The organism is Staphylococcus sp. HMSC056G08 (assembly GCF_001812305.1).
In the GTDB taxonomy this organism is placed as follows: Bacteria; Bacillota; Bacilli; order Staphylococcales; family Staphylococcaceae; genus Staphylococcus; species Staphylococcus simulans.
Genome location: NZ_KV808525.1, coordinates 177,928 through 203,077, shown reverse-complemented (window position 1 = coordinate 203,077; position 25,150 = coordinate 177,928). Strand labels below are relative to the sequence as shown.

Genomic DNA, 25,150 nt, shown 5'->3' with positions numbered 1-25,150 from the left:
ATAGAGAAAAACAGGGTGATATTATGGAAGCAGTAGAACTGAGCAGATTTTTAACTGCCATGACCTTAGCTGTGCATATTATCTTCGCGACTATCGGTGTGGGGATGCCGCTTATGTTCGCAATTGCTGAATTTCTTGGTGTTAAAAGAAATGACGCAAAATATATTACATTAGCTAAGAGATGGGCCAAAGGTTATGCGGTAACTGTTGCGGTAGGGGTTGTAACAGGTACGATTATCGAGTTGCAGCTGTCATTGCTTTGGCCACAATTTATGAAGATTGCAGGACACGTGATTGCCTTGCCATTATTCATGGAAGTCTTCGCATTCTTCTTTGAAGCAATTTTCCTTAGTATTTATTTCTACACTTGGGAACGATTCAAAAACAAATGGACACATTTGATTATGAGTATTCCAGTGGTATTAGGCGGTACATTATCTGCCTTCTTCATCACATCAGTGAACTCATTTATGAATACGCCTGAAGGTTTCCAATTGAAAAACGGCAAAATGATTCATGTTGATCCAGTAGCAGCAATGTTCAACTCATCATTTGGTGTCAGAGCCTTCCACGTAATTACTACAGCAATTATGACAATGGCCTTTATTTTAGCGGCGATTGCAGCATTTAAATTATTGAAAAATAAATTTGAAAAAGACAGAGAATATCATAAGAAAGCATTGAAACTGACTATGATTGTCGGTTTAGTCTTTACACTAGGTTCTATGCTTGCTGGAGACTTATCAGCGAAGTTCTTACACAATGAACAACCTGAAAAATTAGCAGCATATGAATGGCATTATGATACTGAAAAACGTGCAGACTTAGTTCTGTTTGGTGTACTAGATGAGAAAAATCAAGAAGTGCATGGTGCGATTAAAATCCCAGCATTACTCAGCTTCTTATCTGACAACAATATCAATACAGAAGTTGAAGGATTAAATGAATTCCCTAAAAATGAACAGCCGCCGTTAATTGTCCATTACTTCTTTGACTTAATGGTGACAAGCGGTATCTTCTGTTTCGTTGTTTCAGGTATTTACGTCTTAACACGACTAGTTAAGAAATGGCGTAAGTTCTCAACACACAAAATATTGCTGTATGGCATATTATTAACAGGTCCTGCAGCTATGCTTGCGATTGAGTTCGGCTGGTTCTTAACAGAAATGGGCCGTCAACCTTGGATTTTAAGAGGTTACATGAGAGTGTCTGAAGCAGCTACACATGCAGGCGGTTTACCAGGTGTTACCATCGCATTTGGTGTCGTATACTTTATCATCTTATTCACTGCAGCATATGTATTAATCCGTATGTTCAAGAATAACCCGCCATATAAAGATGTGGAAAAATTAGAAGAGAGCCGAGGTGAAGCATCATGAGTATTACAGCATTTGGAATGATCGTTTTGTATCTGTTCTTATTCTTGTATATCGTTATTGCTTCAATTGACTTTGGTGCAGGTATCTTCATTTTACAATCGAAATTAAGAGGTACTGAAAGCACATTAGTACCGATTATCGGTCGTTATCTGAACCCGATTTGGGAAGTCACAAACGTATTCTTAGTATTCTTTACCGTAGGAATTGTCGGTTTCTTTCCAGATTTCGCGTACTATTATGGTTCGGTTCTGTTAGTGCCAGGATCTATCGCTTTAATCTTACTTACGATTCGCGGTAGTTTCTATGCATTCCAAAACTATGGACCAGATTCAAAATTCTCTTGGCTCGTCTTGCATAGTGTATCTGGATTATTCATTCCAGCTGCATTAAGTATGGGACTTGTTATCTCAGAAGGCGGCTATATTCATAAAACAAGCTCAGGTACAGGTGTCGATTTAAATTGGTTAGATTTATTCTTTAGTCCATTTGCGTGGGCAGTTGTATTCTTAGCTTTAGTTTCAGTAATGTATATTTCATCAGGATTCCTTGCGTATTATGCGCGTAAAGCAGAAAACATGAAGGCCTATAATATTATTCGTATGTGGTTTGTTTTCTGGGGTCCTCCGATGGCTTTAGTATCATTATTTACTTTCATCACATTACGCAGTCAAAACAAGCAACACTTTGATGTTGCGGTTAATCAATACTGGTGGTTATTCTTAATCAGTATATTATGCTTGTTAGCAGCTTGGATTTTATCTATAATGAAAAAATCACCGGGAACAGCATTTATGTTAGTTGTGATTCAAATGGCTACAGCCGTGACAGGTTATGGTTTAAGTAAATGGCCATACATCTTGTATCCATATATCAATGGAGACATTCACAAAACAGATGACCCGATGGCATGGGCCTTAACCATTGCGGCAGTCGTTGGATTATTGATGCTTGTTCCATCACTGATTTTCTTAATGAGATTATTCATCTTCAACAAAGATTATGTTGAAGGTAAGAATGATGAAGGTTATTATTAATATTAAGTCTAAGGTGAGGCGAGGCACAATCATAGGTTGTCTATGATTGAACAGAGCCTTGTCTCATCTTTATTTTTGCGGAGGTTGTAAAAGAAATGGAAAAAGAATTCGTTGTGATAGGGTTAGGTCGTTTCGGCGGCAGTATAGTCCGAGAATTAAATGCGTTAGGCATGGACGTGATGGCTATCGACTTAAGCGAAGCCCGCGTAAATGAATATAGTGAGATCGCGACACATGCGGTAGTCGCAGATACAACAGATGAAGCGGTAATGAAAAGTTTAGGGATTCGTAACTTTGATCAAGTCATTGTGGCGATTGGTGAAAATATTCAAACGAGTACTTTGACAACTCTGATTCTTAAGGAATTAGGGGTTAAGAAGGTTATTGCGAAAGCCCAAAATGATTACCATGCGAAGATTTTAAATAAAATCGGTGCTGACTTAGTTGTCCATCCTGAACGAGATATGGGACGTCGAATTGCGCATAATATTGCGAGTGCCAGTGTCTTGGATTACTTGGAACTTGCGGATGAATATTCAATTGTTGAAGCCAAAGCGAATGAACGTATTGCGGGTCAAACGATTGTAGATTTAGATATCCGTGCAAACTTCGGTATCAATATTATCGCGATTAAACGTGATAAAGATGTTATTATTTCTCCAGATCCAAATATGAATATTGAACTTGGCGATATCTTAATTATGATTGGACACGACAACGACTTAAATCGCTTCGAGAAAAAACTTGTCCACTAACACAACCTTATACAAACAAAAAGCACATTCCGCGTGGAATGTGCTTTTCCTATATTTATCTTTAATTTATAGAAGCTTAGTCTTGTTTAGACTTTTCTTCGTGTTGTTTTGGTTTAGCATTGCCTTCTTTTTTATGGTGCGGTTTATGATTTCTTGGTTTACGGTTTTTCTGACCATTATTTGAAGGACGTTTGTTTGTCGCATGCTTATGATTTTCTTTACTATTGTGTTGTTTTGGTTCTTGATTTTGTTTTGGGTTTTGTTTTTTATTTGTGCGTTTAGGTCTAGATGATTTTGGTTTTTTCGTCGGTGTGATTTGTTCACCGTTCTCATTGATCTTCATAATCACTGGTAAAATCATTGGTTTACGTGCTGTTTTTTCAAACAGGTAAGGTTGTAATGTCTCAATGATTGATGATTTGATTTGATGCCACTGAATGTCTTTGTTTTGGTTCAACTTAGAAATGACTTCAGTTTTGATCTTACGTTGTGCATCGTAAATCAAGTGACCAGATTCGCGCATATAAACGAAACCACGTGAGATGATATCTGGACCTGAAAGTAATGTGTTTGTGTTGAAGTCGATACTTACAACGACAATTACTAAACCTTCTTCAGATAGTAATTTACGGTCGCGGATGACTACATTACCGATATCACCGATACCGCTTCCATCTACCAATACATCGCCAGAAGGAATACGTCCAGCTTTACGTGCTGAATCTCTTGTTAGGGCTAAGACATCACCATTATCGAAAATAAAGATGTTGTCTTCATCTACACCGCACTCAACGCCAGTTTGCGCATGTGCTTTCAACATACGGTATTCACCATGAATCGGCATGAAATACTTCGGACGGATTAAGCGTAACATTAATTGTTGATCGCCTTGAGAACCGTGACCTGAAGTATGGATGTTTGAAATCTTGCTGTGAATAACATCAGCGCCTGCACGATATAAAGCATTAATTGTGCGGTTGATACTTTTCGTATTACCTGGGATAGGTGATGAACTGAAGACAACTGTATCTTCAGGAATAATTTTAATTTGTTTGTGTGTACCGTTTGCGATACGTGATAACGCAGCCATCGGTTCACCTTGAGAACCTGTACATAAAATCAAGAGTTCGTGTTTAGGAACAGAGTTGATTTTGCTTGGTTCGATAAATGTTTCAGGTGGCGCTTTGATATAACCGAGCTCCATACCGATTTTAATGTTGTTTTCCATTGAACGGCCGAATACTAAAATTTTACGGTTATATTTAATCGCAGCTTCTACAGCTTGTTGAACACGGTAAATATTAGATGCGAATGTCGCAAAGATAATTCTTCCTGTACATTTACGGAAAATTTTATCGACGTTTTGGCCGACTTCACGTTCACTTAAAGTAAAGTTTGGAACGAGTGAGTTCGTTGAATCAGATAAAAGGGCTAAAACGCCTTCTTCACCGAGTTTCGCCATTTTCGCAATATTAGCTGGTGTACCGACAGGTGTGAAATCAAATTTGAAGTCACCCGTGTGTACAATATTACCTTCAGGTGTTCCAACGATAACACCATATGCTTCTGGAATACTGTGTGTTGTTAAATAGAATGAAACATTGAAGTGTTTTGACTTGATGACGCTGTCTTCTGTAATTTCATTCAATTCAGCTGTTCTTAATAAATGATGTTCTTCTAATTTGTTTCTGATTAACCCAAGTGCTAAAGGACCGCCATAAATCGGTACGTTAAGTTCTTTTAATAAGAAGGGCACACCGCCGATATGGTCTTCGTGTCCGTGGGTAATAAATAGGCCGATAATTTTATCTTTGTTTTGAACAAGATATGAGTAATCCGGGATGACATAATCGATACCTAATAGATTGTCGCCTGGGAATTTGATACCCGCATCGATTAGGACGATTTCATCCTTATACTCCACTGCATACGTATTTTTACCGATCTCGCCGAGACCGCCGATTGCGTATACACCGACCTCATTATTTTTGAGTTGTTTCATTATTGGATATGCTCCACTTGATAGTCTGGAGATTTTTGTTCATATTCTAAATGTGCGCCCTCTAATTTAGTAATGAACTCGATATTGTAATTACGGTCTTTCAGATATTTTCTTACTTCTTCTTCTGAATTTCCTTCTACGTAAATCGTTTGTGTGTTCTCACGCACGATTACTTCTGCTCTGTCGTCTTGATAAAATACTTTGTAAATTGCCATAATATATTGTTTCCTCCTAAAAATATGTTCAGTTGTTTTAATTTATTGTTCATACAAGCCTAGTTTATTCTTTATGGTTTGTTTCATCATTGTGTTCTTTCTTAAAATAAATACAACATACCAGCTTAACTGCCCAGTATGTTTGCTAGGTTTGTTATAAATGACGTTCTAGTTAGTCATGCATGAAGATTTCTCCATACATATACAGTTATTATTTATTTTACATGATGTAATTCAATAAATAAAGCGGTTTTACTTAGCGACAAGGAAAGCTAGGGGAATGTTTATCAAAAAGAGAAAGTCAAAATAAGTGTGGTAAAATATATAAAAGAGAAAACGAAGCGGGTCCAATGATTTAGAGACTAAAAGCAGGTGAGGAAAATGAGTAAGGCTAAAAGAATTATTGAAGATGTAAAAAGAGAAAAGGAAAGACGAGATAAATTGTTTCAAGGTATTTTGTTTGAAAAGCGTGGGAAAGAAATCGTGATGTTCTTTGAATACGAAGAAGTTGTAGATAATGTCTCAGATAATCATCATTTTATACGACATAACCATGATCCAGAGTGGGTGGATAAAAGTATGCTGCCTGAACTTAAAGAAGGTTTAGAACGTTTAAATGTTACGTATCATTGTCGTAAAGATATCTTCATATAATAAGGAAATAGCAGTGTATATAAAAAAAGAGGCCGCTTTATGCGACCTCTCAATTTATGTTTATTCATCAAACAGACGGATAGCATCTTCGTGAGGTTGAAGTGGATTTTCTTTATCAATGTGGTCATAGAACATAATACCGTCTAAATGATCGATTTCATGTTGTACAACAATAGCAATATAGCCTTTAAGTCGTAAGTTGATATCATTGCCATCAATGTCTTTTGCTTTAACTGTAATACGATGATGGCGATGCACAAGTCCTGGAATATCTTCATCTACACTTAAGCAGCCTTCACCTGTAGGCAAGTATGCTTCTTGTACACTGTAGCTGACGATTTTCGGATTGATTAACATTAACTCGTATGATTTGCCGTTACCATCATCTGGTAAGTGCACAGCAAGCATACGCTTTGAAATGTTAAGTTGTGGTGCAGCAATACCTACACCTGAACGTAAATTGTATTTACGTGCAATTTCATCATCTTGACTATTGACTAAGAATTCATGCATTTCTTTGATTTTATTACGATCTTCATCTGATAAAGGAAATTTAACTTCTTCAGCTTTTTCACGAAGTGTCGGATGTCCGTCTCTGATTATATCTTTCATAGTAATCATGTCATACACCGTCCTTATTATAAAATATAACAAAAAACTTCTGGATAGAACAGAAAAGTATTTGCGAAATCGCTTAAAATTAATTAACATCATTATTGAAACCCCCAAGGAGGTAATTTGAAGCATGAAAATTAAAAGCACATTTGGTTTAGTGATTGCATCCTCTCTATTATTAGGTGCTTGTTCAACAGACAGCCATCAGATTAAAGAGTACAACAAGACACTGAAAGAAGCCGTACAAAAAGAAGACGAAGCCGTAAAAGTCGGTGAAAAACTAAATAAACTTACAAACGAGAAAAATGATTTAGCTAAGAAAATCAACGGTAAAGATACACAGAAGGTTGTAAAAACTTCTAAAGATATTGTAAGTAATGTAAATGAACGTAAAGATGAATTTAAAAAAGAAGAAAAAGCTTTTGATGCATCTGAGAAAAAGTTTGAAGAGGCTAAAAAGCGGACAAAGGATATTAGAAACGATAAAAGAAGATCCGGCATAGAAAAAACAAACAAAGCATTTGAGAAAAACTATAAAGCGCATGATGAATATGCGAAAGCTTACAACAATAGTTTAGACAAAGAAAAAGATTTATTTGAATACATTGTAAAAACTAACGGTCAAGCAGAACAATCACAGATTGATGAAAAAACAAAAGCAATTGACGACTCTTATAAAGAGGTAAATGACAAAATTAAAAAATATAGCAAAACTCGTGACGAGCGCGGAAAACAAATGGAAGCGGCTCAACAAATCAAATAAACAACACTGATACAGTTTTAGTATAATGACTGGTACAGGTCTTATAACTGTACTTAACACAAGTGACACAGAAGTTTTACAATTCATTTAACAGTTATACAAAACTATGCTATACTAATTTATGGATGAAATGAATTTTCTATTATACGGGAAAGGTATGGTGAATTGAATGGCTCCGAAGTTACAAGCCCAATTCGACGCTGAGCAAGTATTGAAAGATACTGAAGCACAATTTAAGATGGTCCAAGTATTGGACGAAAATGGTAAAGTAGTGAATGAAGACTTAGTACCTGATTTAACTGATGAGCAATTAGTTGAATTAATGGAAAGAATGGTATGGACTCGTGTCCTAGACCAACGTTCTGTTTCTTTAAACAGACAAGGACGTTTAGGCTTCTACGCACCAACAGCTGGTCAAGAAGCTTCACAACTAGCTTCACAATATGCATTAGAGAAAGAAGACTGGATTCTTCCAGGTTACCGTGATGTTCCACAAATCATTTGGCACGGTTTACCACTTACAGAAGCATTCTTATTCTCAAGAGGACACTTTAAAGGAAACCAATTCCCTGAAGGTGTAAACGCATTCAGTCCTCAAATCATCATCGGTGCACAATATATTCAAACTGCCGGTGTTGCATTAGGTCTTAAAAAACGCGGTAAAAAAGCAGTAGCTATCACTTATACAGGTGACGGCGGTTCATCACAAGGTGACTTCTACGAAGGTATCAACTTTGCTTCGGCTTATAAAGTGCCGGCAATCTTTGTAATTCAAAACAACAACTACGCGATTTCGACACCAAGAAGCAAGCAAACAGCTGCAATCACATTAGCTCAAAAAGCAATCGCAGTAGGTATCCCTGGTATTCAAGTTGACGGTATGGACCCATTAGCTGTATATCAAGCAACTAAAGAAGCACGTGATCGTGCAGTTAACGGTGAAGGCCCAACATTAATTGAAACTATGACTTACCGTTATGGTCCACATACAATGGCTGGGGATGACCCAACACGTTACAGAACTTCAGATGAAGATTCTGATTGGGAGAAAAAAGACCCATTAGTTCGTTTCAGAGCATTCTTAGAAGCTAAAGGCTTATGGAATGAAGAAAAAGAAAACGAAGTAATCGAACGTGCAAAAGACGAAATCAAAACTGCAATTAAAGCAGCTGATAAAGTTGAAAAACAAACTGTTACTGACTTGATGGAAATCATGTACGAAGATATGCCTCAAAACTTAAAAGAACAGTATGAAATTTACAAAGAGAAGGAGTCGAAGTAAGCCATGGCACAAATGACAATGGTACAAGCGATTAACAACGCACTTAAAACTGAACTTCAAAACGATGAAAATGTTTTGCTTTTTGGTGAAGACGTTGGTGTTAACGGTGGCGTATTCCGTGTAACGGAAGGTCTGCAAAAAGAATTCGGTGAAGATCGTGTATTCGATACTCCGCTTGCTGAATCAGGTATCGGCGGTTTAGCACTTGGATTAACGGTAGAAGGTTACCGTCCAGTAATGGAAATCCAATTCTTAGGTTTCGTATTCGAAGTATTTGACTCTGTTGCAGGTCAAATTGCACGTACAAGATTCCGTTCAGGTAACACAAAAACTGCACCTGTTACAATCCGTGCGCCATTCGGTGGTGGTGTACACACACCAGAATTACACGCAGATAACTTAGAAGGTATCTTGGCACAATCACCAGGATTAACAGTAGTTATCCCATCTAACCCATATGATGCAAAAGGTTTATTGATTTCTGCAATCAGAAGCAATGACCCAGTTGTATATTTAGAACACATGAAATTATACCGTTCATTCCGTGAAGAAGTTCCTGAAGAGGAATACACAATTGAACTTGGTAAAGCGAACATTAAAAAAGAAGGCGATGACATCACAATTATCGCTTACGGTGCAATGGTTCAAGAATCATTAAAAGCAGCGGAAGAACTTGAAAAAGATGGTGTATCAGCGGAAGTTATCGACTTACGTACAGTACAACCAATCGATTTCGATACATTAGTAGCTTCAGTTGAAAAAACTGGCCGTGCAGTAGTAGTTCAAGAAGCACAACGTCAAGCTGGCGTAGGTGCACAAGTAGCAGCTGAACTATCTGAGCGCACAATCCTTTCATTAGAAGCTCCGATTGCACGTGTTGCAGCAGCAGATACTGTTTATCCGTTTACTGAAGCGGAAAATGTTTGGTTACCAAACAAAAACGATATCGTCGAATCTGCAAAAGCTACTTTAAACTTCTAATTGTTTAATAGAGCGTGAGTCGGCATATTTAAATGAACTTATGGGTATAGTTGAAGCAACACTTCAGCTTTCCATAAGTCAGACAACCAAATTTGCTCTTGCGATCTCATGTACTTTGCAAGGGCAAATGGTTTGTTATGAAGTAGTAAAAATAAATTGAAGATAGATTTCATTGAAACGAAATCAAGTTTTATGTCAAACTATAAACTAGAACATCAAATTGATTATATTATCAGTAGTTTAATCAAGGCTTATGTACAGACTTGAAGACACTTTTGTTTTAATCAATTGTTTTGTGCTGGTTTATGTGACTTAAATTGACTTTTAGGAGGACAAGAACGTGGCATTTGAATTTAAATTACCCGATATTGGTGAAGGTATCCACGAAGGTGAAATTGTTAAGTGGTTTGTAAAAGCTGGAGACGAAATCCAAGAAGACGATATTCTATGTGAAGTACAAAACGACAAATCTGTTGTAGAAATCCCTTCTCCAGTTAACGGTACAATCGAAGAAGTTGTTGTAGAAGAAGGAACTGTAGCAGTCGTTGGCGACACAATTATCAAAATTGATTCTCCAGACGCTGAAGAAATGTCATTCAAAGGCGGACACAGTAACGATTCTGCTCAAGAAGAAGATGCAGGCCAAGAAGAAACTAAAGATCAAGCACAATCAGTTTCAGAACAAGATACTTCAAACGTAGCACCAGCTGCTGACGAAGAAGTAGATGAAAACAGAAGAGTTAAAGCAATGCCTTCTGTACGTAAATTTGCACGTGAAAACAATGTAAATATCAAAGCAGTTCAAGGTTCTGGTAAAAACGGCCGTATCACTAAAGCTGACGTTGAAGCTTACTTAAGCGGAGATGCACCAAGTGCAGAAACTAGCGAAGCTCCAGCAACTGAAGCAGCAGCATCACAAGAAACAGCTGCAGCACCAGTATCAGCTGAAGGCGAATACCCAGAAACTCGTGAAAAAATCCCTGCAATGCGTAAAGCGATTGCGAAAGCAATGGTTAACTCTAAACACACTGCGCCTCACGTAACATTAATGGACGAAGTGGAAGTTCAAGCATTATGGGATCACCGTAAGAAATTCAAAGAAATTGCTGCGGAACAAGGTACTAAATTAACATTCTTACCATATGTTGTTAAAGCATTAGTATCAGCACTTAAGAAATACCCAGCATTAAACACTGAATTTGATGATGCAAACGGTGAAGTAGTACACAAACACTACTGGAACATCGGTATCGCTGCAGATACAGACCGCGGTTTATTAGTACCGGTTGTTAAACATGCTGATCGTAAATCAATGTTCGAAATCTCAGATGAAATTAACGAACTTGCTGTTAAAGCACGTGACGGTAAATTGACTTCTGACGAAATGAAAGGTGCATCATGCACAATCAGTAACATCGGTTCAGCAGGCGGCCAATGGTTCACACCAGTAATCAATCACCCAGAAGTTGCTATCTTGGGTATTGGTCGTATTGCACAAAAACCTATTGTTAAGGATGGGGAAATTGTTGCAGCACCTGTATTAGCATTATCATTAAGCTTTGACCACAGACAAATTGACGGAGCTACTGGTCAAAACGCAATGAACCACATCAAACGTTTATTAAATAATCCAGAATTATTATTAATGGAGGGGTAAAACATGGTAGTTGGTGATTTTCCAATTGAAACAGATACTATTGTAATCGGAGCAGGTCCTGGCGGTTATGTTGCCGCAATCCGCGCAGCACAATTAGGTCAAAAAGTGACAATCGTTGAGAAAGGCGAATTAGGCGGTGTATGTCTTAACGTAGGATGTATCCCATCTAAAGCGTTATTACACGTATCACACGTATTCCAAGAGTCTAAAAACTCTGAAGATCTAGGTATCATAGCTAAAGACGTTGAACTTAAATTCGAAAAAGTTCAAGAGTTCAAAAAGTCTGTAGTTAACAAATTAACAGGCGGCGTTGAAGGTCTATTAAAAGGAAACAAAATTGAAATTGTCAAAGGTGAAGCTTACTTCCACGACAAAAACAGCTTACGTGTAATGGACGAAAAAAGCGCTCAAACTTACAACTTCAAACATGCGATTATCGCAACAGGTTCTAGACCGATTGAAATTCCTAATTTCAAATTCGGCGAACGCGTAATCGATTCAACTGGTGCGTTAAACTTACAAGAAGCACCTAAGAAATTAGTTGTTGTAGGTGGCGGTTACATCGGTTCTGAATTAGGTACAGCATTTGCGAACTTCGGTACAGAAGTTACTATCTTAGAAGGCGCTAAAGATATCTTAGGCGGTTTCGAAAAACAATTAACACAACCTGTTAAGAAAAAAATGAAAGAAAAAGGTATGGAAATTGTTACTGAAGCAATGGCTAAATCTGCTGAAGAAACAGAAAACGGCGTTAAAGTAACTTACGAAGCTAAAGGCGAAGAAAAAACAATCGACGCTGATTACGTATTAGTTACAGTAGGTCGTCGTCCAAACACTGATGAAATGGGTCTTGAAGAATTAGGTCTTAAATTCGCAGACCGCGGTTTATTAGAAGTTGACGAACAAAGCCGTACTTCACTTGATAACATCTATGCTATCGGTGATATCGTTCCTGGTTTACCACTTGCTCATAAAGCAAGCTATGAAGGTAAAGTAGCAGCTGAAGCAATCTCTGGTGAAAAATCAGCAGTAGATTACATCGGTATGCCTGCAGTATGCTTCACTGAACCAGAAATCGCAACAGTAGGTCTTTCTGAAGCGCAAGCGAAAGAAGAAGGTTTAGAATATAAAGCTTCTAAATTCCCTTACGCAGCAAACGGCCGTGCGTTATCATTAAACGATACTACTGGTTTCGTTAAATTGATCACACTTAAAGAAGATGACACATTAGTAGGTGCACAAATTGTTGGTGCAGGTGCTTCTGACATCATCTCTGAATTAGGTCTAGCAATTGAAGCTGGTATGAATGCTGAAGATATCGCATTAACAGTACATGCTCACCCAACATTAGGTGAAATGAGCATGGAAGCAGCTGAAAAAGCACTTGGATTACCAATCCACACTATGTAATAACACCCAACATTAGAATAAGCATATAAACTGAAACCGTCGGGCTTTTAAGCTCGGCGGTTTTTTTATCATACATGTTATAATATGGCTGAAATCAAATAGATAGGAGGAATATATATATGGAATATCAATATCCTATTGATGTCGATTGGTCTCAAGAAGAAATGATAGATGTGATTCATTTCTTTAATCGTGTTGAAGATTATTATGAACGTCAAGTCGACAGAGATGACTTTATGAATGCTTATCGCAACTTTAAAAAGGTCGTTCCAGGTAAAGCAGATGAGAAGAATATCTTAGATGATTTTGAAAAAGGCAGCGGCTATAATAGCTATCGTGCGATCAAACGTATCAAAAACGAAACTGAAACTAAAAAATTTAGTGCAAATGATTAAAATTATATTGTAAATCAGGTGCAGTTCTGTTATTTTTAGTAAGCGTTAAACTTAAAGTTTACTAATACTAAACAGAACTGTGCTTTTTTTATGTCATTTTTTAAGCAAGAGAGTGAGGTCATTCATGAATATTGGATTGAAATTACGTAATTTACGTAAAATCAAACAGCTGACACAAGAAGAATTAGCAGAGCGGACAGATTTATCTAAAGGCTATATTTCACAAATAGAAAGCGGACAATCCTCACCAAGTATGGAAACCTTTCTACAATTATTAGAAGTGCTCGGAACATCACCAGAGACTTTTTTTAAAGAAAAAGAAGCTGAGAAGGTGTTGTATCCAAAGGATGAACAAACGGTCTATGACGAATATGATGAAGGTTATATTTTAACATGGCCGATTGCACGTTCGAATGAATTTGAGATGGAACCGTTATTTATTCAATTACATCCGCATACTGCATATAAAAGTTTTAAACCTTCTGATTCAGATACATTCATATATTGTTTAGAAGGAGAACTGACTTTAACACTTGGAGAACATGTCTATCATGCCAAAGCAGGAGATGCGCTTTATTTTAAAGCACATGATAAACATCAGTTGTCTAATCAAACTGATACAGAAACGAAAGCCATGATGGTGGTTACTGCATCGTACTTATAGGAGGAAAGAACATATGTCGCTATTATCGTTATTAGGAGTGAGTAAACAATACGATGGCAAAACCATCTTAGACGATATCTCTATTGATTTCGAAGAAGGGAAATTTTATACCTTACTAGGTCCTTCGGGATGTGGTAAAACAACCATTTTAAAAATTATTGCAGGTTTTGAACAAGCAGATTCAGGAGACGTATTATACGGAAACCGTAATATCAATGGGATTCCAGCTAATAAACGTCAAGTAAACACAGTCTTTCAAGATTATGCGTTATTCCCACATTTAAATGTGTATGAAAACATTGCTTTTGGTTTGAAATTGAAAAAACTATCAAACAAAGCGATTAAATCGAAAGTGGCTGAAGCGTTGAAGCTCGTAAAATTAGAAGGTTATGAACAACGTACGATTGATGAAATGAGTGGCGGACAAAAACAACGTGTGGCCATTGCGCGTGCCATTGTGAATGAACCTAAGATCTTATTGTTAGATGAATCTCTATCTGCCTTAGATTTAAAGTTGCGTACAGAAATGCAGTATGAGTTACGTGCACTTCAAAAACGTTTAGGCATCACATTTATCTTTGTCACACATGATCAAGAAGAAGCACTAGCCTTAAGTGATTATATTGCGGTTATCAAAGCAGGTAAAATCCAACAATTTGATACACCGATTAATATTTATGATGAACCGGTCAATCGCTTTGTGGCTGACTTTATCGGTGAATCTAATATTATCGAAGGCACGATGGTGCGAGATCGTTTAGTAAATATTTATGATAAAGAAATTGAATGTGTGGATATGGGAATCCCTGAAGGGACTAATATCGAAGTAGTCATTCGTCCTGAAGATATTTTAATTACAAATCAAACTCAAGGTTTATTTAAAGCAGTTGTGAAGTCTACCTTGTTTAGAGGTGTGCATTATGAAGTCACATGTCAGGACCAAGAAGGTTATGAATGGATGATTCAAACGACAAAGAAAGCGAAGGTTGGAGATACAGTCGGTTTGTATTTTGAACCAGATGCGATTCATATCATGGTGCCAGGTGAAACAGAAGCGGAATTTGATAAACGTATTGAAAGTTATGAGGACTAAACGATGACAAAATTAAATAAATACTTAATGGTTCCTTATATGATTTGGATGGTAGGTTTTATTATCATTCCAGTAATTTTATTAGTATATTTCTCATTTTTAGATAATCAAGGCCATTTCAGTTTGACGAACTATCAACAGATTTTAAGTATGCGTTATGTCAAAATGATGGGGATTTCTATTCTATATGCGGCCATCATTACGCTCGTCACATTGATTATCGGTTATCCAGCAGCCTATTTTATTCGTCAATCTGTACATCAAAACATGTGGATTTTAATATTAATTATTCCGACGTGGATTAATTTACTTCTCAAGACGTATGCATTTATCGGGATTTTGAGTCATGATGGTATTATCAATCAAATATTAAATGTGATGCATCTTCCTCATATGGAACTATTATTTACTGCTTCTGCGTTTATTATCGTTGCGAGTTATATTTATATCCCATTTATGATTTTACCGATTTTCAATAGCATGAAGACGATTCCTGAGAATTTAATTCAAGCGTCTACAGACCTTGGTGCCAATCGTTGGGCGACGTTTTTAAAAGTCATTTTACCTTTGACGAAAGAAGGCGTACTCTCTGGAATTCAAGTCACGTTTATTCCAGCTTTGTCACTGTTCATGATTACGCGTTTAATCGCGGGTAACAAAGTGATTAATATCGGGACATCTATTGAAGAACAATTCTTAGTGATTCAAAACTACGGCATGGGTTCAACCATTGCGATTGTTTTAATCTTATTTATGGCGTTCGTGTTAGTCATCACGAAATCAGGCAACGAAGGAGGACGCAGATCATGACATGGTATGGCAAAGTCTATCTTTGGTTATTAGTCATCGGCTTATATGTACCGATTATCTTCTTAATGGTATATTCCTTTAATTCAGGCGGCAATATGATTCATTTTGAAGGCTTCACGTTAGAACATTATCAAAGTTTATTTCAAGATGATCGTTTAATGGCTATCTTATTCAATACGATTGCGGTGGCATTATTAGCAGCGGCTGTGTCTACTGTAATTGGTACGTTTGGTGCTATTGCGCTGTATCATTTACGTCAGAAACGTTTGAAATTGACATTTATGACGTTAAATAATGTGTTATTGGTCTCTTCTGATGTAGTAATCGGAGCGTCATTCTTAATTATGTTTACTGCTATCGGTCATTTTACAGGAATGGGGCTCGGCTTTTGGACGGTATTAATTTCGCATATTGCGTTTTGTATTCCGATTGTAGTCATTATTGTGTTGCCGCAACTTTATGATATGAATCAAAATATGTTTGTGGCTGCGAGAGATTTAGGCGCAACAGAATGGCAGATTTTAAATCGTGTCATGATTCCGAATTTGATGCCTGCGATTATGGCTGGTTTCTTTATGGCATTGACTTACTCATTAGACGACTTTACTGTCAGCTTCTTTGTGACAGGTAACGGTTTTAGTGTGTTATCAGTAGAAATTTATGCGATGGCACGTAAAGGTATCAGTATGGAAATCAATGCGATTTCAACGTTAATCTTTGGCGTTATCATCATTGGTATTATCGGATACTATATGATTCAGCGTTATACAAAACGCCGCTTGTCCTTGAAACGAGGTGTACTGCGATGAAGCGATTTTTACAATTGATTATCGGTGCACTGGTGATAGGAGTCATTTGTTTAGGAATCAGTAAATGGTATGGCAGTGAAGCACATCAAGCATCAGGCAAGAAACTTTATGTGTATAACTGGGGAGAATATATCGACCCAGAGTTAATCGATAAGTTTGAGAAAGAAACTGGCATTCAAGTGATTTATGAAACGTTTGATTCAAACGAAGCGATGGAAGCAAAAATTCGTAATGGCGGTACGCATTATGATGTCGCATTTCCAAGTGAATATACGGTTCAAAAGATGAAAAAGGATGATTTATTAGTTCCTCTAGATCATAGCAAGCTGCCAAACATGAAATATTTAGATAAAAATTACATGAATATGGATTATGATAAACATAATCGTTATTCTATACCTTACTTCTTCGGTACAGTGGGTATACTTTATAATAAAGACGCCTATCCACATGATGATTTTTCAAGTTGGAGAAGTTTATATAATCCGAAGTTTAAAAATGATATCATATTAGTGGATGGTGCGAGGGAAGTGATGGGCTTAAGTTTGAATAAACTCGGCTACAGCTTAAATGAAACGAATCCGAAACGTTTAGATGAAGCGGAAGCGGATTTAGCGCATTTAGCCCCTCAAGTCAAAGGGATTGTCGGTGATGAAGTAACGATGATGTTAGAACAACACGAAGCGAATATCGCAGTCGTATGGAGCGGTACTGCAGCACCGATTGTACAAGAGAATCCTGAATTTGACTATGTCGTCCCAAAAGAAGGCTCTAACTTGTGGTTCGATACGATGGTAATCCCAAAAACAGCACAAAACCAAGCAGGTGCGTATCAGTTTATTAATTTCTTGTTAGACCCAAAAAATAGTAAGCAAAATACTGAATGGGTCGGTTATGCGACGCCGAATGAAGCGGCTAAAAAGCGTTTACCAAAAGAAATTAAAAATGATCAAAGGTTTTATCCTTCAAAAGAAACACAAAGTAGGCTTGAAGTCTATAAAGATTTGGGTAAAGATATTTTAAATGATTATAATGAGCATTTTTTGAATTTCAAAATGTCATTACAATAATATTTTGATTAGTAAGTAGAGTAGGGAGTGTTAATGATGTCTGAAGAACCACAATATACACAAATAAAACGTCCAGTCAGCAGAGTGGCAGAAAAAGTCTTAGGTTGGCTGAACTGGATTGGATTATTGTTATTAACAGTAATTACTATGTTTATTGCGCTTGTGTCATTCAGCAACAATACATCAATTCAAAATCTTGAACAGTCAATCAACAATAATGATTTAGCACAACAAGTGCTCGCAAATAACAGTTTAAATACAACACAATTTGTGATTTGGCTTCAAAACGGTATTTGGGCTGTCATTGTTTATTTAATTGTCTGTTTATTAATTTCATTCTTAGCACTCATTTCTATGAATATCCGAGTGTTATCTGGAATTCTCTTCTTAGTTGCATCTATCATTACATTGCCTTTAGTGTTACTACTCGCAACAATCGTCATACCAGTACTATTCTTCATTGTCGCAATTATGATGTTTGCGCGTAAAGATAGAATAGAAACTGTACCACGTTATGGCGGTGGTTATGTACCATATGAGGGCGGTTATGATGATTATGATAGATATGACCGTGAACCTGTAAGACGTCCACATGGCTATCCAGAAGACGAGAGAACACCACGTTATGAACCTTCTTATGAAAAACGTGATGAGTATGATGACGAAGAAGATGATGTGAAACCATATGTACCGAAAAAAGACAGAGTACAAGAGACACATCAAACAGAAGATACAGAAGAACCTGTACAGTCTGAAGAACCAATCACAAGACGTGAAGATGAAAGTGAACCTGAATTCTTATCACGTCAGGCGAAATATAAACAAAAATCAGAAGAAGAAGTCAGAGAACAACAAGAACAAGATGCATATGAGCGTGAACAAGCGCGTATGCAAGAACCTTCTGATGAGCCTGAAGAAGTAAAATATCGTGATGTTGAACCGCGTAAAGGTGAAACAGCTGAAGAGAAAGCAGCACGTAAACGTGAGAAAAAAGAAAGAAAACGTCGTGCGAAAGAAGCACGTAAAAATCGTCCGAGTGCTGTGAATCAACGACGCATGAACTTTGAAGAACGTCGTTCATTCAACCAAGGTAAATCACCGACAACGCAAGAAACAAAAGAAGATGACGTACAGTCAACTGAAGATACACAAGCACAAGATTCAGATAAAAAATCATAATTTTGATAAACCGAAAGCAATGATTATCGTTGCTTTCGGTTTTTATCTTGGTAAAAAAACAAAAAATTTTCTATTGCATAGTTGAAATAAATGAAATTTAAATTGATTTATGCATAAATTGAGTGCTTTAAGGGTAGTTACGTTTATAAGACCCGTTAAGCGGCCTTAAAAAGCGGATGAAGTCAGCGAAGAATATAATGCGACGCTTCAATTTCGCTTAATCAGGAGGGTATTACAATGAATAGAAAAGTAGAAAGAATCATTGGATGGATCGGTGTAGGTCTGACAGTACTCTACATGTTGCTGTTCTTAATCGGTACATTCATGAAAGATGGCATGTTAGCTGACATTCTGTTAAAACAAGGGGATTCCAGTATGTCACCTGAATTCTTGCATCAAACAATGGTCTTCACAACGATTGGTTTGATTGTTGTCGCAATTATCGCAGCAGTGGGTCTTGTATTAAGTAAGAAAAACCGCATTGCTGCAGGTATTATCTTAATTGTCGCGGCACTAGTTGGTTTATACTTCTCAAACTTTATCGCATCTATTTTATTCTTTATTGTAGCGATTATGTTATTTGTTAGAAGAAGCCAAGCTAAACGTGAAGCCAACAAAGAGTACGACAGAAATCATGGCTATTTCGAAGACATTACACGTGATAATGAAAACACAAACAATCATGAAAAAATCAAACCTGAAGGCAAACAGGTAAGAGACAAAGCAGAGCATGACAAATTTGATTCAGAAGCTAATCACGAAGCACATTATGATGAAAATGCGAATGAAAGTGAATTGGCTAAACAACGTAGAAGAGACGATCATGAACGTCCACGCAGACATGATTTAGACGATTTCAAATAATAAAATTAAAAAGCAGCTGCAATCCGTAAAGGGGAAACTTACTGGATTGCAGCTGCTTTATTTTTATTGTATAGCTTTTGTTTACAGTTCTTGGAACGTTTGGATGATTAAATGGATGTTTAATCCGCTTAGGATAACAATTAATGACCATGAAATTATGTTAATCCATAATTTATTTTTAAATCTTCCCATCAAGTCTTTGTTGTTAGTCGCAAGTTGAAGCGGAATTAAAGTAAATGGCAACGCAATACTTAAGAATACTTGTGAAAAGACTAAGAGTTGTTCCATCATACTTTCATTACCATGGAAGATAATTAAACAAATGATAACTGGAATAATTGCGATAGAACGTGTGATTAATCGTGTTACCCAGTTTGGTAATTTCAAGTTGATGAAACCTTCCATAACGATTTGACCGGCTAGGGTACCTGTAATCGTTGAGTTTTGACCTGACGCAAGTAAAGCGACTGCGAATAAAGTACTCATTAAACCGCCAAGAGATGCGCCAAGCAACGGTTGTTGTTCTAAGGCTTGATATAAGTCATAGAAACCGCCAAGATTATCTGCATTGCCTGTACCGAAGAATAAACCAGCACCTAAAACAAGTAATAAACAGTTAATCACAAATGCGATAGTCAATTGAATGTTTGAATCAATTGTCGCATATTTAATGGCTTGTGCTTTAGAAGCTTCATCTTTACGATTATATGTTCTTGATTGAACGATAGATGAGTGTAAATAAAGATTATGCGGCATAATCGTTGCACCAACAATACCTAAGGCAATATATAAGGCACCTTGTTGTGTAACGATATGACTGCTAGGTATAAAACCATTTAATACACTGATAACGTCAGGTGAAGCAATATAAACTTCAAAGATGAAGATTGCGAGTACAGTAAAGATTAATGTACCGACGATGGCTTCAATTTTTCTGAAACCGAATTTCATAATAAATAATAGGATAAAGACATCAAGTACAGTGATAATCGCACCGACAAGCAATGGAATTCCGAATAATAGATCAAGCGCAATGGCACTGCCGATAACTTCTGCGATATCTGTCGCAATAATTGCGAGTTCAGCTATGATCCAGAATATAAATGCTAAAGGTTTATTTAAAAAACGTTTTGTGACTTGTGCTAAGTCATGACCTGATGCGATACCGAGTCTGACTGTCATACTTTGAAGCAACATGGCAGACAAACTTGAAATTAATATTACAAAAAGCAGAATATAACCGTATTTGGCTCCGCCTTGCATGGAGGTAATCCAGTTACCAGGATCCATATATCCTACTGCAACCAGTAAGCCCGGTCCTAAGAATGAAAGGAATTTCTGCTTGATACTGCTGTTTGAATTGAAACTGACAGTATTGTTGATTTCGTCTAAGCTGTCGTTATTATAATTGACCTGTCTTTTAGTCAAGAAGGTCACCCCCACTTCTCTATGTTCTAACAATGGTTTAATAATAAAGTAAAAATAAAATTAGGTCAACCTAATAAAACTGTTTTTTACGTTTAAAATTGTAAGCAACGAGATGTAGGTGAAAAAGAAAAGCTGATTTAAACAAAGTAGTATAAGGCAAACTTTGTCTAAATCAGCACGATAATTTTGAATGAATAGTTAAATGCTCGGTATTATGCTATTATGGATAAAACTTTAACAGTTGCTCAAACGTATCTTCTAAATAATCGAGGAATGCTTGATCTGACTTTAACTCAGGTGCATCAGGTGAGAGTGTACGTGCAACAAAGAATTCGCCTTTTTTAAGCTGTTTTGCACGTGACAATGCTTGTTCTAAGTCTTCAGTCGATAGGTCTTGGATCAATGGTTTATCCATTTTGACATGATCTACACAAATACGGTAGTCTGCAGGCAAGTTTTCAATATCTTTGAAGTGATTTTCAAAGACCTCAATGTAATGCGTTTTATTTTTAGCTTCATGCATAACGCCGAACATGACAAAGACTTGTGATTCGTATAAACCGATTTGGAAATGCGGCAGCATTTTATAACCGCGTTTATTCGTAGAGAAAGCGACCCAAGTATCTTTCGGCGGATTTACTGTACGACGTGCATGTTTTGCGATATGCATAAAGAATTCATCTGCTGTATGGGTAGATAAGAAGTCAGCGAAGTGTTCACCCAACTGATGTAGTTTTGGTCTGATGTGTTGTTCGATTTCAGCCATACGTGCTTCTAATCCAGGCACTTCAAAGACTTTAAAGTCTTTAGAAGAAAAAGTATAGTTAGACATGACAAAGCCTCCTGTTGTTATGATTGAAAACATTGTAGCATAATTTTGGCTTGATTTAGAGTAAATGAAATTCTGAAATGATTTAGTTATAATATGATAGAAGGGGTGTTCGTAAATGGCAGTATATGATTTTGCAAAAGGACTTGTAATTGAAGCGGGTAATAATATCCGTAAAATGATGCAGCAAGATATCAATATTGAAACAAAATCCAATCCAAATGATTTGGTGACAAATGTTGATAAAGCAACGGAAGATTTTATTTACAATAACATTATGGAGAATTATCCAGACCATCAATTTATTGGTGAAGAAGGACATGGCAGACCGATGTCTGAAGTTGAACAAAAAGGTATTGTCTGGGTTATAGATCCGATTGACGGCACATTGAACTTTGTGCATCAAAAAGAAAATTTTGCGATTTCTATCGGTATTTATAATGATGGAGAGCCTTATGCAGGATTTGTTTATGATGTCATGAATGATTTGCTCTATCATGCAAAAGCAGGAGAGGGTGCGTTTGTAAACGAACATCCAATGAAGCCGCTTGAGAATTCGGATTTAAATAAAAGTTTGATTGGAATTAATCCAAATTGGTTAACAAAGCCGGTGATTGGTGTTATATTCAGAAAGGTAGTAGATGAAGCGAGAAGTTGTCGCGCTTATGGTTCTGCAGCCTTAGAAATGATTCATGTTGCGCAAGGAAAATTAGGTGCATATTTAACACCGAGATTACAACCTTGGGATTATGCCGGTGCTTTAATTATTTTAAATGAAGTAGGCGGTAAAGGTACGGATTTATTAGGTAATCCACTTTCACTAAATCAGCCGCACTCTGTATTGGTCGGCAATCAATCCATACATGAGGAAATTTTAACGAAACACATGTTGCCGGAAAAAGAAACTTTTGAGACATTACACAAAAGATATCGATAAAAAATAAAAGGTCGGGACCATCGAAGCTGTTTAAACAAGCAATTGTTCAAAAAGCATCTAGGTACCCAACCTTTTTTCTTTTGACTGAAATATATGTGTATTCTTTCTCCTGCAGGGTACTGCAAGGAGTGGAACCCTTTATGTTAAAAATTCATGTAATGATTGGTCAGAACCAATCGTTTTCGCGATATTTTTTCTTAGTTGTAAAGCCGGCACCGAAAATCGCAATTAGGATAATGGCTGTAATCGCCATAAACCAATAATTTTGAGCACCTAAGCTAAAACTGAACAGTACTAAGAAAATGACTGCAAGAACAGAATAAAGCCAAAATATAGCTTTTGATTTTTTTTTCTGCATTCAAACCCCACCTTATTATTCTTTGCTCAATAATATGATATAATAAAAAAGTTGCAAATTGAAGTGGGAATTTACTCAAGAAAGGAAATTTAGTATGACAAATTTAAGAGAAGACGTACGTAACATTGCTATTATTGCTCACGTTGACCATGGTAAAACAACATTAGTTGACGAATTATTAAAACAATCTGGTATTTTCCGTGAGAATGAGCATGTTGATGAACGTGCAATGGATTCTAATGATATTGAAAGAGAACGTGGTATTACAATCTTAGCGAAAAATACTGCAGTTAATTATAAAGGCACTAGAATTAATATTTTAGACACACCAGGTCACGCTGACTTCGGCGGTGAAGTGGAACGTATCATGAAAATGGTAGACGGTGTTGTATTAGTTGTTGATGCCTACGAAGGTACAATGCCTCAAACACGTTTCGTGTTGAAAAAAGCGTTAGAACAAAATTTAAAACCTGTAGTGGTTGTAAATAAAATCGATAAACCTGCAGCACGCCCAGAAGCGGTTGTAGATGAAGTCTTAGACTTATTTATCGAATTAGATGCAAATGATGACCAATTAGAATTCCCAGTTGTATATGCATCAGCTGTAAACGGTACAGCAAGCTTAGAACCAGATAAACAAGATGAAAACATGCAATCATTGTATGAAACAATCTTAGACTATGTACCAGCACCAGTAGATAACCGCGATGAACCTTTACAATTCCAAATCGCGTTACTTGATTACAACGACTATGTAGGTCGTATCGGTATCGGTCGTGTATTCCGCGGTACAATCAAAGTCGGAGATCAAGTTTCATTATTAAAATTAGACGGCAGTGTTAAAAACTTCCGTGTCAGCAAATTATTCGGTTTCTTCGGTTTAAAACGTGAAGAAATTGAAGAAGCACATGCTGGGGATTTAATTGCGGTTTCAGGTATGGAAGATATCAACGTAGGTGAAACAGTAACACCACATGACCATCAAGAAGCATTACCTGTTTTACGTATTGATGAACCAACACTTGAAATGACTTTCCGTGTAAATAACTCACCATTTGCTGGTCGTGAAGGTACGTATGTGACTGCACGTCAAATTCAAGACCGTTTAGATCAACAACTTGAAACAGACGTATCATTAAAAGTAACACCAACTGACCAACCAGATGCTTGGGTTATCGCAGGTCGTGGTGAATTACACTTATCTATCTTAATTGAAAATATGCGTCGTGAAGGTTTTGAATTACAAGTATCTAAACCACAAGTAATCCTTAAAGAAATCGATGGCGTTTTATGTGAACCATTTGAACGCGTACAATGTGAAGTACCTCAAGAAAATGCAGGTTCAGTTATCGAGTCACTTGGACAACGTAAAGGTGAAATGTTAGACATGGTGACTACAGATAATGGTTTAACACGTTTAGTATTCATGGTGCCTGCACGTGGTATGATCGGTTACACAACTGAGTTCATGTCAATGACAAGTGGTTATGGTATCATCAACCACACATTCGAAGAATTCCGTCCACGTATTAAAGGTCGTATTGGCGGACGTCGTAATGGTGTATTAGTTTCTATGGACCAAGGTAAAGCAAGCCAATATGCAATTATTGGTTTAGAAGACCGTGGTACTAACTTCATGGAACCAGGTACTGAAGTATACGAAGGTATGATTGTTGGTGAAAATAACCGTGATAATGATTTAACAGTAAATATCACTAAAACTAAAAACCAAACCAACGTACGTTCAGCTACGAAAGACCAAACTGAAACAATGAAACGTCCACGTATCTTAACACTTGAAGAAGCGTTAGAGTTTATCGATGACGATGAATTGTTAGAGGTAACACCTGAAAGTATCCGTATGAGAAAGAAAATTTTAAATAAATCTCAACGTGAAAAAGAAGCAAAACGTATTAAACAATTAATGGCTGAAGACGAGTAATCGTTACAGCTTTAAGATAATGAAG

The 25,150-nt window shown here is 36.9% G+C and carries 25 protein-coding genes; 19 read left to right on the top strand and 6 right to left on the bottom strand.

The window, feature by feature from the left end:
• The first annotated feature begins 23 nt into the window (after positions 1 to 23).
• The 3 genes from HMPREF2846_RS11680 (at position 24) to HMPREF2846_RS11670 (ending at position 3,168) form a co-directional block, all read left to right on the top strand.
• Positions 24 to 1,379: a cytochrome ubiquinol oxidase subunit I gene (locus HMPREF2846_RS11680; protein ID WP_002480515.1), complete on the top strand. Its 1,356-nt coding sequence runs from the start codon at positions 24 to 26 to the stop codon at positions 1,377 to 1,379.
• On the top strand, positions 1,376 to 2,413 hold the full coding sequence (locus HMPREF2846_RS11675; protein ID WP_002480516.1) for a cytochrome d ubiquinol oxidase subunit II: 1,038 nt from the start codon (positions 1,376 to 1,378) through the stop codon (positions 2,411 to 2,413). The genes HMPREF2846_RS11680 and HMPREF2846_RS11675 overlap by 4 nt, the downstream gene beginning before the upstream one ends.
• Positions 2,414 to 2,508: 95 nt before the next feature.
• Positions 2,509 to 3,168, top strand: coding sequence for a potassium channel family protein (locus tag HMPREF2846_RS11670; protein WP_002480517.1), 660 nt, complete (start codon positions 2,509 to 2,511; stop codon positions 3,166 to 3,168).
• A 76-nt stretch (positions 3,169 to 3,244) separates the two neighbouring features.
• Here the strand turns inward: HMPREF2846_RS11670 and rnjA are convergent, their stop codons facing one another.
• Together rnjA and HMPREF2846_RS11660 are read right to left on the bottom strand one after the other, a co-directional pair.
• Positions 3,245 to 5,170 carry a ribonuclease J1 gene (gene rnjA / locus HMPREF2846_RS11665; RefSeq protein ID WP_070626686.1) on the bottom strand — a complete coding sequence of 642 codons (1,926 nt, stop codon included), beginning with the start codon at positions 5,168 to 5,170 and terminating at the stop codon, positions 3,245 to 3,247.
• Complete coding sequence (locus HMPREF2846_RS11660; protein WP_002480519.1) at positions 5,170 to 5,385, bottom strand: DNA-dependent RNA polymerase subunit epsilon; 216 nt, start codon at positions 5,383 to 5,385, stop codon at positions 5,170 to 5,172. Before HMPREF2846_RS11660 ends, rnjA begins: the two co-directional genes overlap by 1 nt.
• A gap of 381 nt (positions 5,386 to 5,766) precedes the next feature.
• On the opposite strand from HMPREF2846_RS11660, the gene HMPREF2846_RS11655 reads away from it, so the two are divergent.
• The gene (locus HMPREF2846_RS11655; RefSeq protein ID WP_002480520.1) at positions 5,767 to 6,039 is read left to right on the top strand and encodes a hypothetical protein; all 273 of its coding nucleotides are present in this window, start codon (positions 5,767 to 5,769) and stop codon (positions 6,037 to 6,039) included.
• A gap of 60 nt (positions 6,040 to 6,099) precedes the next feature.
• On the opposite strand, the gene def is transcribed toward HMPREF2846_RS11655, so the two are convergent.
• The gene (gene def / locus HMPREF2846_RS11650) at positions 6,100 to 6,660 is read right to left on the bottom strand and encodes a peptide deformylase (RefSeq protein ID WP_002480521.1); all 561 of its coding nucleotides are present in this window, start codon (positions 6,658 to 6,660) and stop codon (positions 6,100 to 6,102) included.
• 124 nt (positions 6,661 to 6,784) lie between these two features.
• Between def and HMPREF2846_RS11645 the strand changes: the two genes are divergently transcribed.
• The 13 genes from HMPREF2846_RS11645 to HMPREF2846_RS11585 all read left to right on the top strand — a co-directional run bounded on the left by HMPREF2846_RS11645 (position 6,785) and on the right by HMPREF2846_RS11585 (position 19,631).
• Positions 6,785 to 7,417 carry a YkyA family protein gene (locus HMPREF2846_RS11645; RefSeq protein WP_002480522.1) on the top strand — a complete coding sequence of 211 codons (633 nt, stop codon included), beginning with the start codon at positions 6,785 to 6,787 and terminating at the stop codon, positions 7,415 to 7,417.
• Between the two features lie 169 nt (positions 7,418 to 7,586).
• A complete protein-coding gene (gene pdhA, locus HMPREF2846_RS11640) occupies positions 7,587 to 8,699 on the top strand; it encodes a pyruvate dehydrogenase (acetyl-transferring) E1 component subunit alpha (protein WP_002480523.1) in 1,113 nt (370 codons plus the stop codon).
• 3 nt (positions 8,700 to 8,702) lie between these two features.
• Complete coding sequence (locus tag HMPREF2846_RS11635) at positions 8,703 to 9,680, top strand: alpha-ketoacid dehydrogenase subunit beta (protein WP_070626685.1); 978 nt, start codon at positions 8,703 to 8,705, stop codon at positions 9,678 to 9,680.
• Between the two features lie 340 nt (positions 9,681 to 10,020).
• Positions 10,021 to 11,337: a dihydrolipoamide acetyltransferase family protein gene (locus HMPREF2846_RS11630; RefSeq protein WP_002480525.1), complete on the top strand. Its 1,317-nt coding sequence runs from the start codon at positions 10,021 to 10,023 to the stop codon at positions 11,335 to 11,337.
• 3 nt (positions 11,338 to 11,340) lie between these two features.
• Positions 11,341 to 12,747 (top strand): dihydrolipoyl dehydrogenase, encoded by a 1,407-nt coding sequence (gene lpdA / locus HMPREF2846_RS11625; protein WP_002480526.1) that lies wholly within the window; start codon positions 11,341 to 11,343, stop codon positions 12,745 to 12,747.
• A 119-nt stretch (positions 12,748 to 12,866) separates the two neighbouring features.
• Positions 12,867 to 13,142, top strand: a complete 276-nt coding sequence (locus HMPREF2846_RS11620; RefSeq protein WP_002480527.1) for a UPF0223 family protein — start codon at positions 12,867 to 12,869, stop codon at positions 13,140 to 13,142.
• Positions 13,143 to 13,266: 124 nt separating this feature from the next.
• Entirely contained in the window at positions 13,267 to 13,806 is a 540-nt protein-coding gene (locus tag HMPREF2846_RS11615; RefSeq protein ID WP_023015942.1) for a helix-turn-helix domain-containing protein, read from the top strand.
• Positions 13,807 to 13,819: 13 nt separating this feature from the next.
• Entirely contained in the window at positions 13,820 to 14,899 is a 1,080-nt protein-coding gene (locus HMPREF2846_RS11610; RefSeq protein WP_070626684.1) for an ABC transporter ATP-binding protein, read from the top strand.
• Between the two features lie 3 nt (positions 14,900 to 14,902).
• Entirely contained in the window at positions 14,903 to 15,709 is an 807-nt protein-coding gene (locus HMPREF2846_RS11605; protein ID WP_070626683.1) for an ABC transporter permease, read from the top strand.
• A complete protein-coding gene (locus HMPREF2846_RS11600; protein ID WP_002480531.1) occupies positions 15,706 to 16,518 on the top strand; it encodes an ABC transporter permease in 813 nt (270 codons plus the stop codon). Before HMPREF2846_RS11605 ends, HMPREF2846_RS11600 begins: the two co-directional genes overlap by 4 nt.
• Complete coding sequence (locus HMPREF2846_RS11595; protein WP_060803908.1) at positions 16,515 to 17,588, top strand: ABC transporter substrate-binding protein; 1,074 nt, start codon at positions 16,515 to 16,517, stop codon at positions 17,586 to 17,588. Before HMPREF2846_RS11600 ends, HMPREF2846_RS11595 begins: the two co-directional genes overlap by 4 nt.
• A 33-nt stretch (positions 17,589 to 17,621) precedes the next feature.
• The gene (auxB, locus tag HMPREF2846_RS11590; RefSeq protein WP_371099758.1) at positions 17,622 to 18,767 is read left to right on the top strand and encodes a lipoteichoic acid stability factor AuxB; all 1,146 of its coding nucleotides are present in this window, start codon (positions 17,622 to 17,624) and stop codon (positions 18,765 to 18,767) included.
• A gap of 237 nt (positions 18,768 to 19,004) precedes the next feature.
• Positions 19,005 to 19,631, top strand: a complete 627-nt coding sequence (locus HMPREF2846_RS11585) for a DUF4064 domain-containing protein (RefSeq protein ID WP_070626681.1) — start codon at positions 19,005 to 19,007, stop codon at positions 19,629 to 19,631.
• Between the two features lie 81 nt (positions 19,632 to 19,712).
• On the opposite strand, the gene HMPREF2846_RS11580 is transcribed toward HMPREF2846_RS11585, so the two are convergent.
• Positions 19,713 to 21,059 (bottom strand): Nramp family divalent metal transporter, encoded by a 1,347-nt coding sequence (locus HMPREF2846_RS11580; RefSeq protein ID WP_070626680.1) that lies wholly within the window; start codon positions 21,057 to 21,059, stop codon positions 19,713 to 19,715.
• Between the two features lie 220 nt (positions 21,060 to 21,279).
• Entirely contained in the window at positions 21,280 to 21,891 is a 612-nt protein-coding gene (locus HMPREF2846_RS11575) for a YktB family protein (RefSeq protein WP_002480536.1), read from the bottom strand.
• Positions 21,892 to 22,006: 115 nt separating this feature from the next.
• Between HMPREF2846_RS11575 and HMPREF2846_RS11570 the strand changes: the two genes are divergently transcribed.
• Positions 22,007 to 22,825, top strand: a complete 819-nt coding sequence (locus HMPREF2846_RS11570; RefSeq protein WP_002480537.1) for an inositol monophosphatase family protein — start codon at positions 22,007 to 22,009, stop codon at positions 22,823 to 22,825.
• Between the two features lie 166 nt (positions 22,826 to 22,991).
• On the opposite strand, the gene HMPREF2846_RS11565 is transcribed toward HMPREF2846_RS11570, so the two are convergent.
• On the bottom strand, positions 22,992 to 23,183 hold the full coding sequence (locus HMPREF2846_RS11565; RefSeq protein WP_002480538.1) for a DUF5325 family protein: 192 nt from the start codon (positions 23,181 to 23,183) through the stop codon (positions 22,992 to 22,994).
• A 94-nt stretch (positions 23,184 to 23,277) separates the two neighbouring features.
• On the opposite strand from HMPREF2846_RS11565, the gene typA reads away from it, so the two are divergent.
• The gene (gene typA, locus HMPREF2846_RS11560) at positions 23,278 to 25,125 is read left to right on the top strand and encodes a translational GTPase TypA (protein ID WP_023015936.1); all 1,848 of its coding nucleotides are present in this window, start codon (positions 23,278 to 23,280) and stop codon (positions 25,123 to 25,125) included.
• Positions 25,126 to 25,150: the final 25 nt, after the last annotated feature.

Excerpts from the sequence above, each read along its gene's own strand:
- HMPREF2846_RS11680 (WP_002480515.1), top strand. The coding sequence starts at position 24 with ATGGAAGCAGTAGAACTGAGCAGATTTTTAACTGCCATGACCTTAGCT.
- HMPREF2846_RS11675 (WP_002480516.1), top strand. The coding sequence starts at position 1,376 with ATGAGTATTACAGCATTTGGAATGATCGTTTTGTATCTGTTCTTATTC.
- HMPREF2846_RS11670 (WP_002480517.1), top strand. The coding sequence starts at position 2,509 with ATGGAAAAAGAATTCGTTGTGATAGGGTTAGGTCGTTTCGGCGGCAGT.
- rnjA (WP_070626686.1), bottom strand. The coding sequence starts at position 5,170 with ATGAAACAACTCAAAAATAATGAGGTCGGTGTATACGCAATCGGCGGT.
- HMPREF2846_RS11660 (WP_002480519.1), bottom strand. The coding sequence starts at position 5,385 with ATGGCAATTTACAAAGTATTTTATCAAGACGACAGAGCAGAAGTAATC.
- HMPREF2846_RS11655 (WP_002480520.1), top strand. The coding sequence starts at position 5,767 with ATGAGTAAGGCTAAAAGAATTATTGAAGATGTAAAAAGAGAAAAGGAA.
- def (WP_002480521.1), bottom strand. The coding sequence starts at position 6,660 with ATGATTACTATGAAAGATATAATCAGAGACGGACATCCGACACTTCGT.
- HMPREF2846_RS11645 (WP_002480522.1), top strand. The coding sequence starts at position 6,785 with ATGAAAATTAAAAGCACATTTGGTTTAGTGATTGCATCCTCTCTATTA.
- pdhA (WP_002480523.1), top strand. The coding sequence starts at position 7,587 with ATGGCTCCGAAGTTACAAGCCCAATTCGACGCTGAGCAAGTATTGAAA.
- HMPREF2846_RS11635 (WP_070626685.1), top strand. The coding sequence starts at position 8,703 with ATGGCACAAATGACAATGGTACAAGCGATTAACAACGCACTTAAAACT.
- lpdA (WP_002480526.1), top strand. The coding sequence starts at position 11,341 with ATGGTAGTTGGTGATTTTCCAATTGAAACAGATACTATTGTAATCGGA.
- HMPREF2846_RS11620 (WP_002480527.1), top strand. The coding sequence starts at position 12,867 with ATGGAATATCAATATCCTATTGATGTCGATTGGTCTCAAGAAGAAATG.
- HMPREF2846_RS11615 (WP_023015942.1), top strand. The coding sequence starts at position 13,267 with ATGAATATTGGATTGAAATTACGTAATTTACGTAAAATCAAACAGCTG.
- HMPREF2846_RS11610 (WP_070626684.1), top strand. The coding sequence starts at position 13,820 with ATGTCGCTATTATCGTTATTAGGAGTGAGTAAACAATACGATGGCAAA.
- HMPREF2846_RS11605 (WP_070626683.1), top strand. The coding sequence starts at position 14,903 with ATGACAAAATTAAATAAATACTTAATGGTTCCTTATATGATTTGGATG.
- HMPREF2846_RS11600 (WP_002480531.1), top strand. The coding sequence starts at position 15,706 with ATGACATGGTATGGCAAAGTCTATCTTTGGTTATTAGTCATCGGCTTA.
- HMPREF2846_RS11595 (WP_060803908.1), top strand. The coding sequence starts at position 16,515 with ATGAAGCGATTTTTACAATTGATTATCGGTGCACTGGTGATAGGAGTC.
- auxB (WP_371099758.1), top strand. The coding sequence starts at position 17,622 with ATGATGTCTGAAGAACCACAATATACACAAATAAAACGTCCAGTCAGC.
- HMPREF2846_RS11585 (WP_070626681.1), top strand. The coding sequence starts at position 19,005 with ATGAATAGAAAAGTAGAAAGAATCATTGGATGGATCGGTGTAGGTCTG.
- HMPREF2846_RS11575 (WP_002480536.1), bottom strand. The coding sequence starts at position 21,891 with ATGTCTAACTATACTTTTTCTTCTAAAGACTTTAAAGTCTTTGAAGTG.
- HMPREF2846_RS11570 (WP_002480537.1), top strand. The coding sequence starts at position 22,007 with ATGGCAGTATATGATTTTGCAAAAGGACTTGTAATTGAAGCGGGTAAT.
- HMPREF2846_RS11565 (WP_002480538.1), bottom strand. The coding sequence starts at position 23,183 with ATGCAGAAAAAAAAATCAAAAGCTATATTTTGGCTTTATTCTGTTCTT.
- typA (WP_023015936.1), top strand. The coding sequence starts at position 23,278 with ATGACAAATTTAAGAGAAGACGTACGTAACATTGCTATTATTGCTCAC.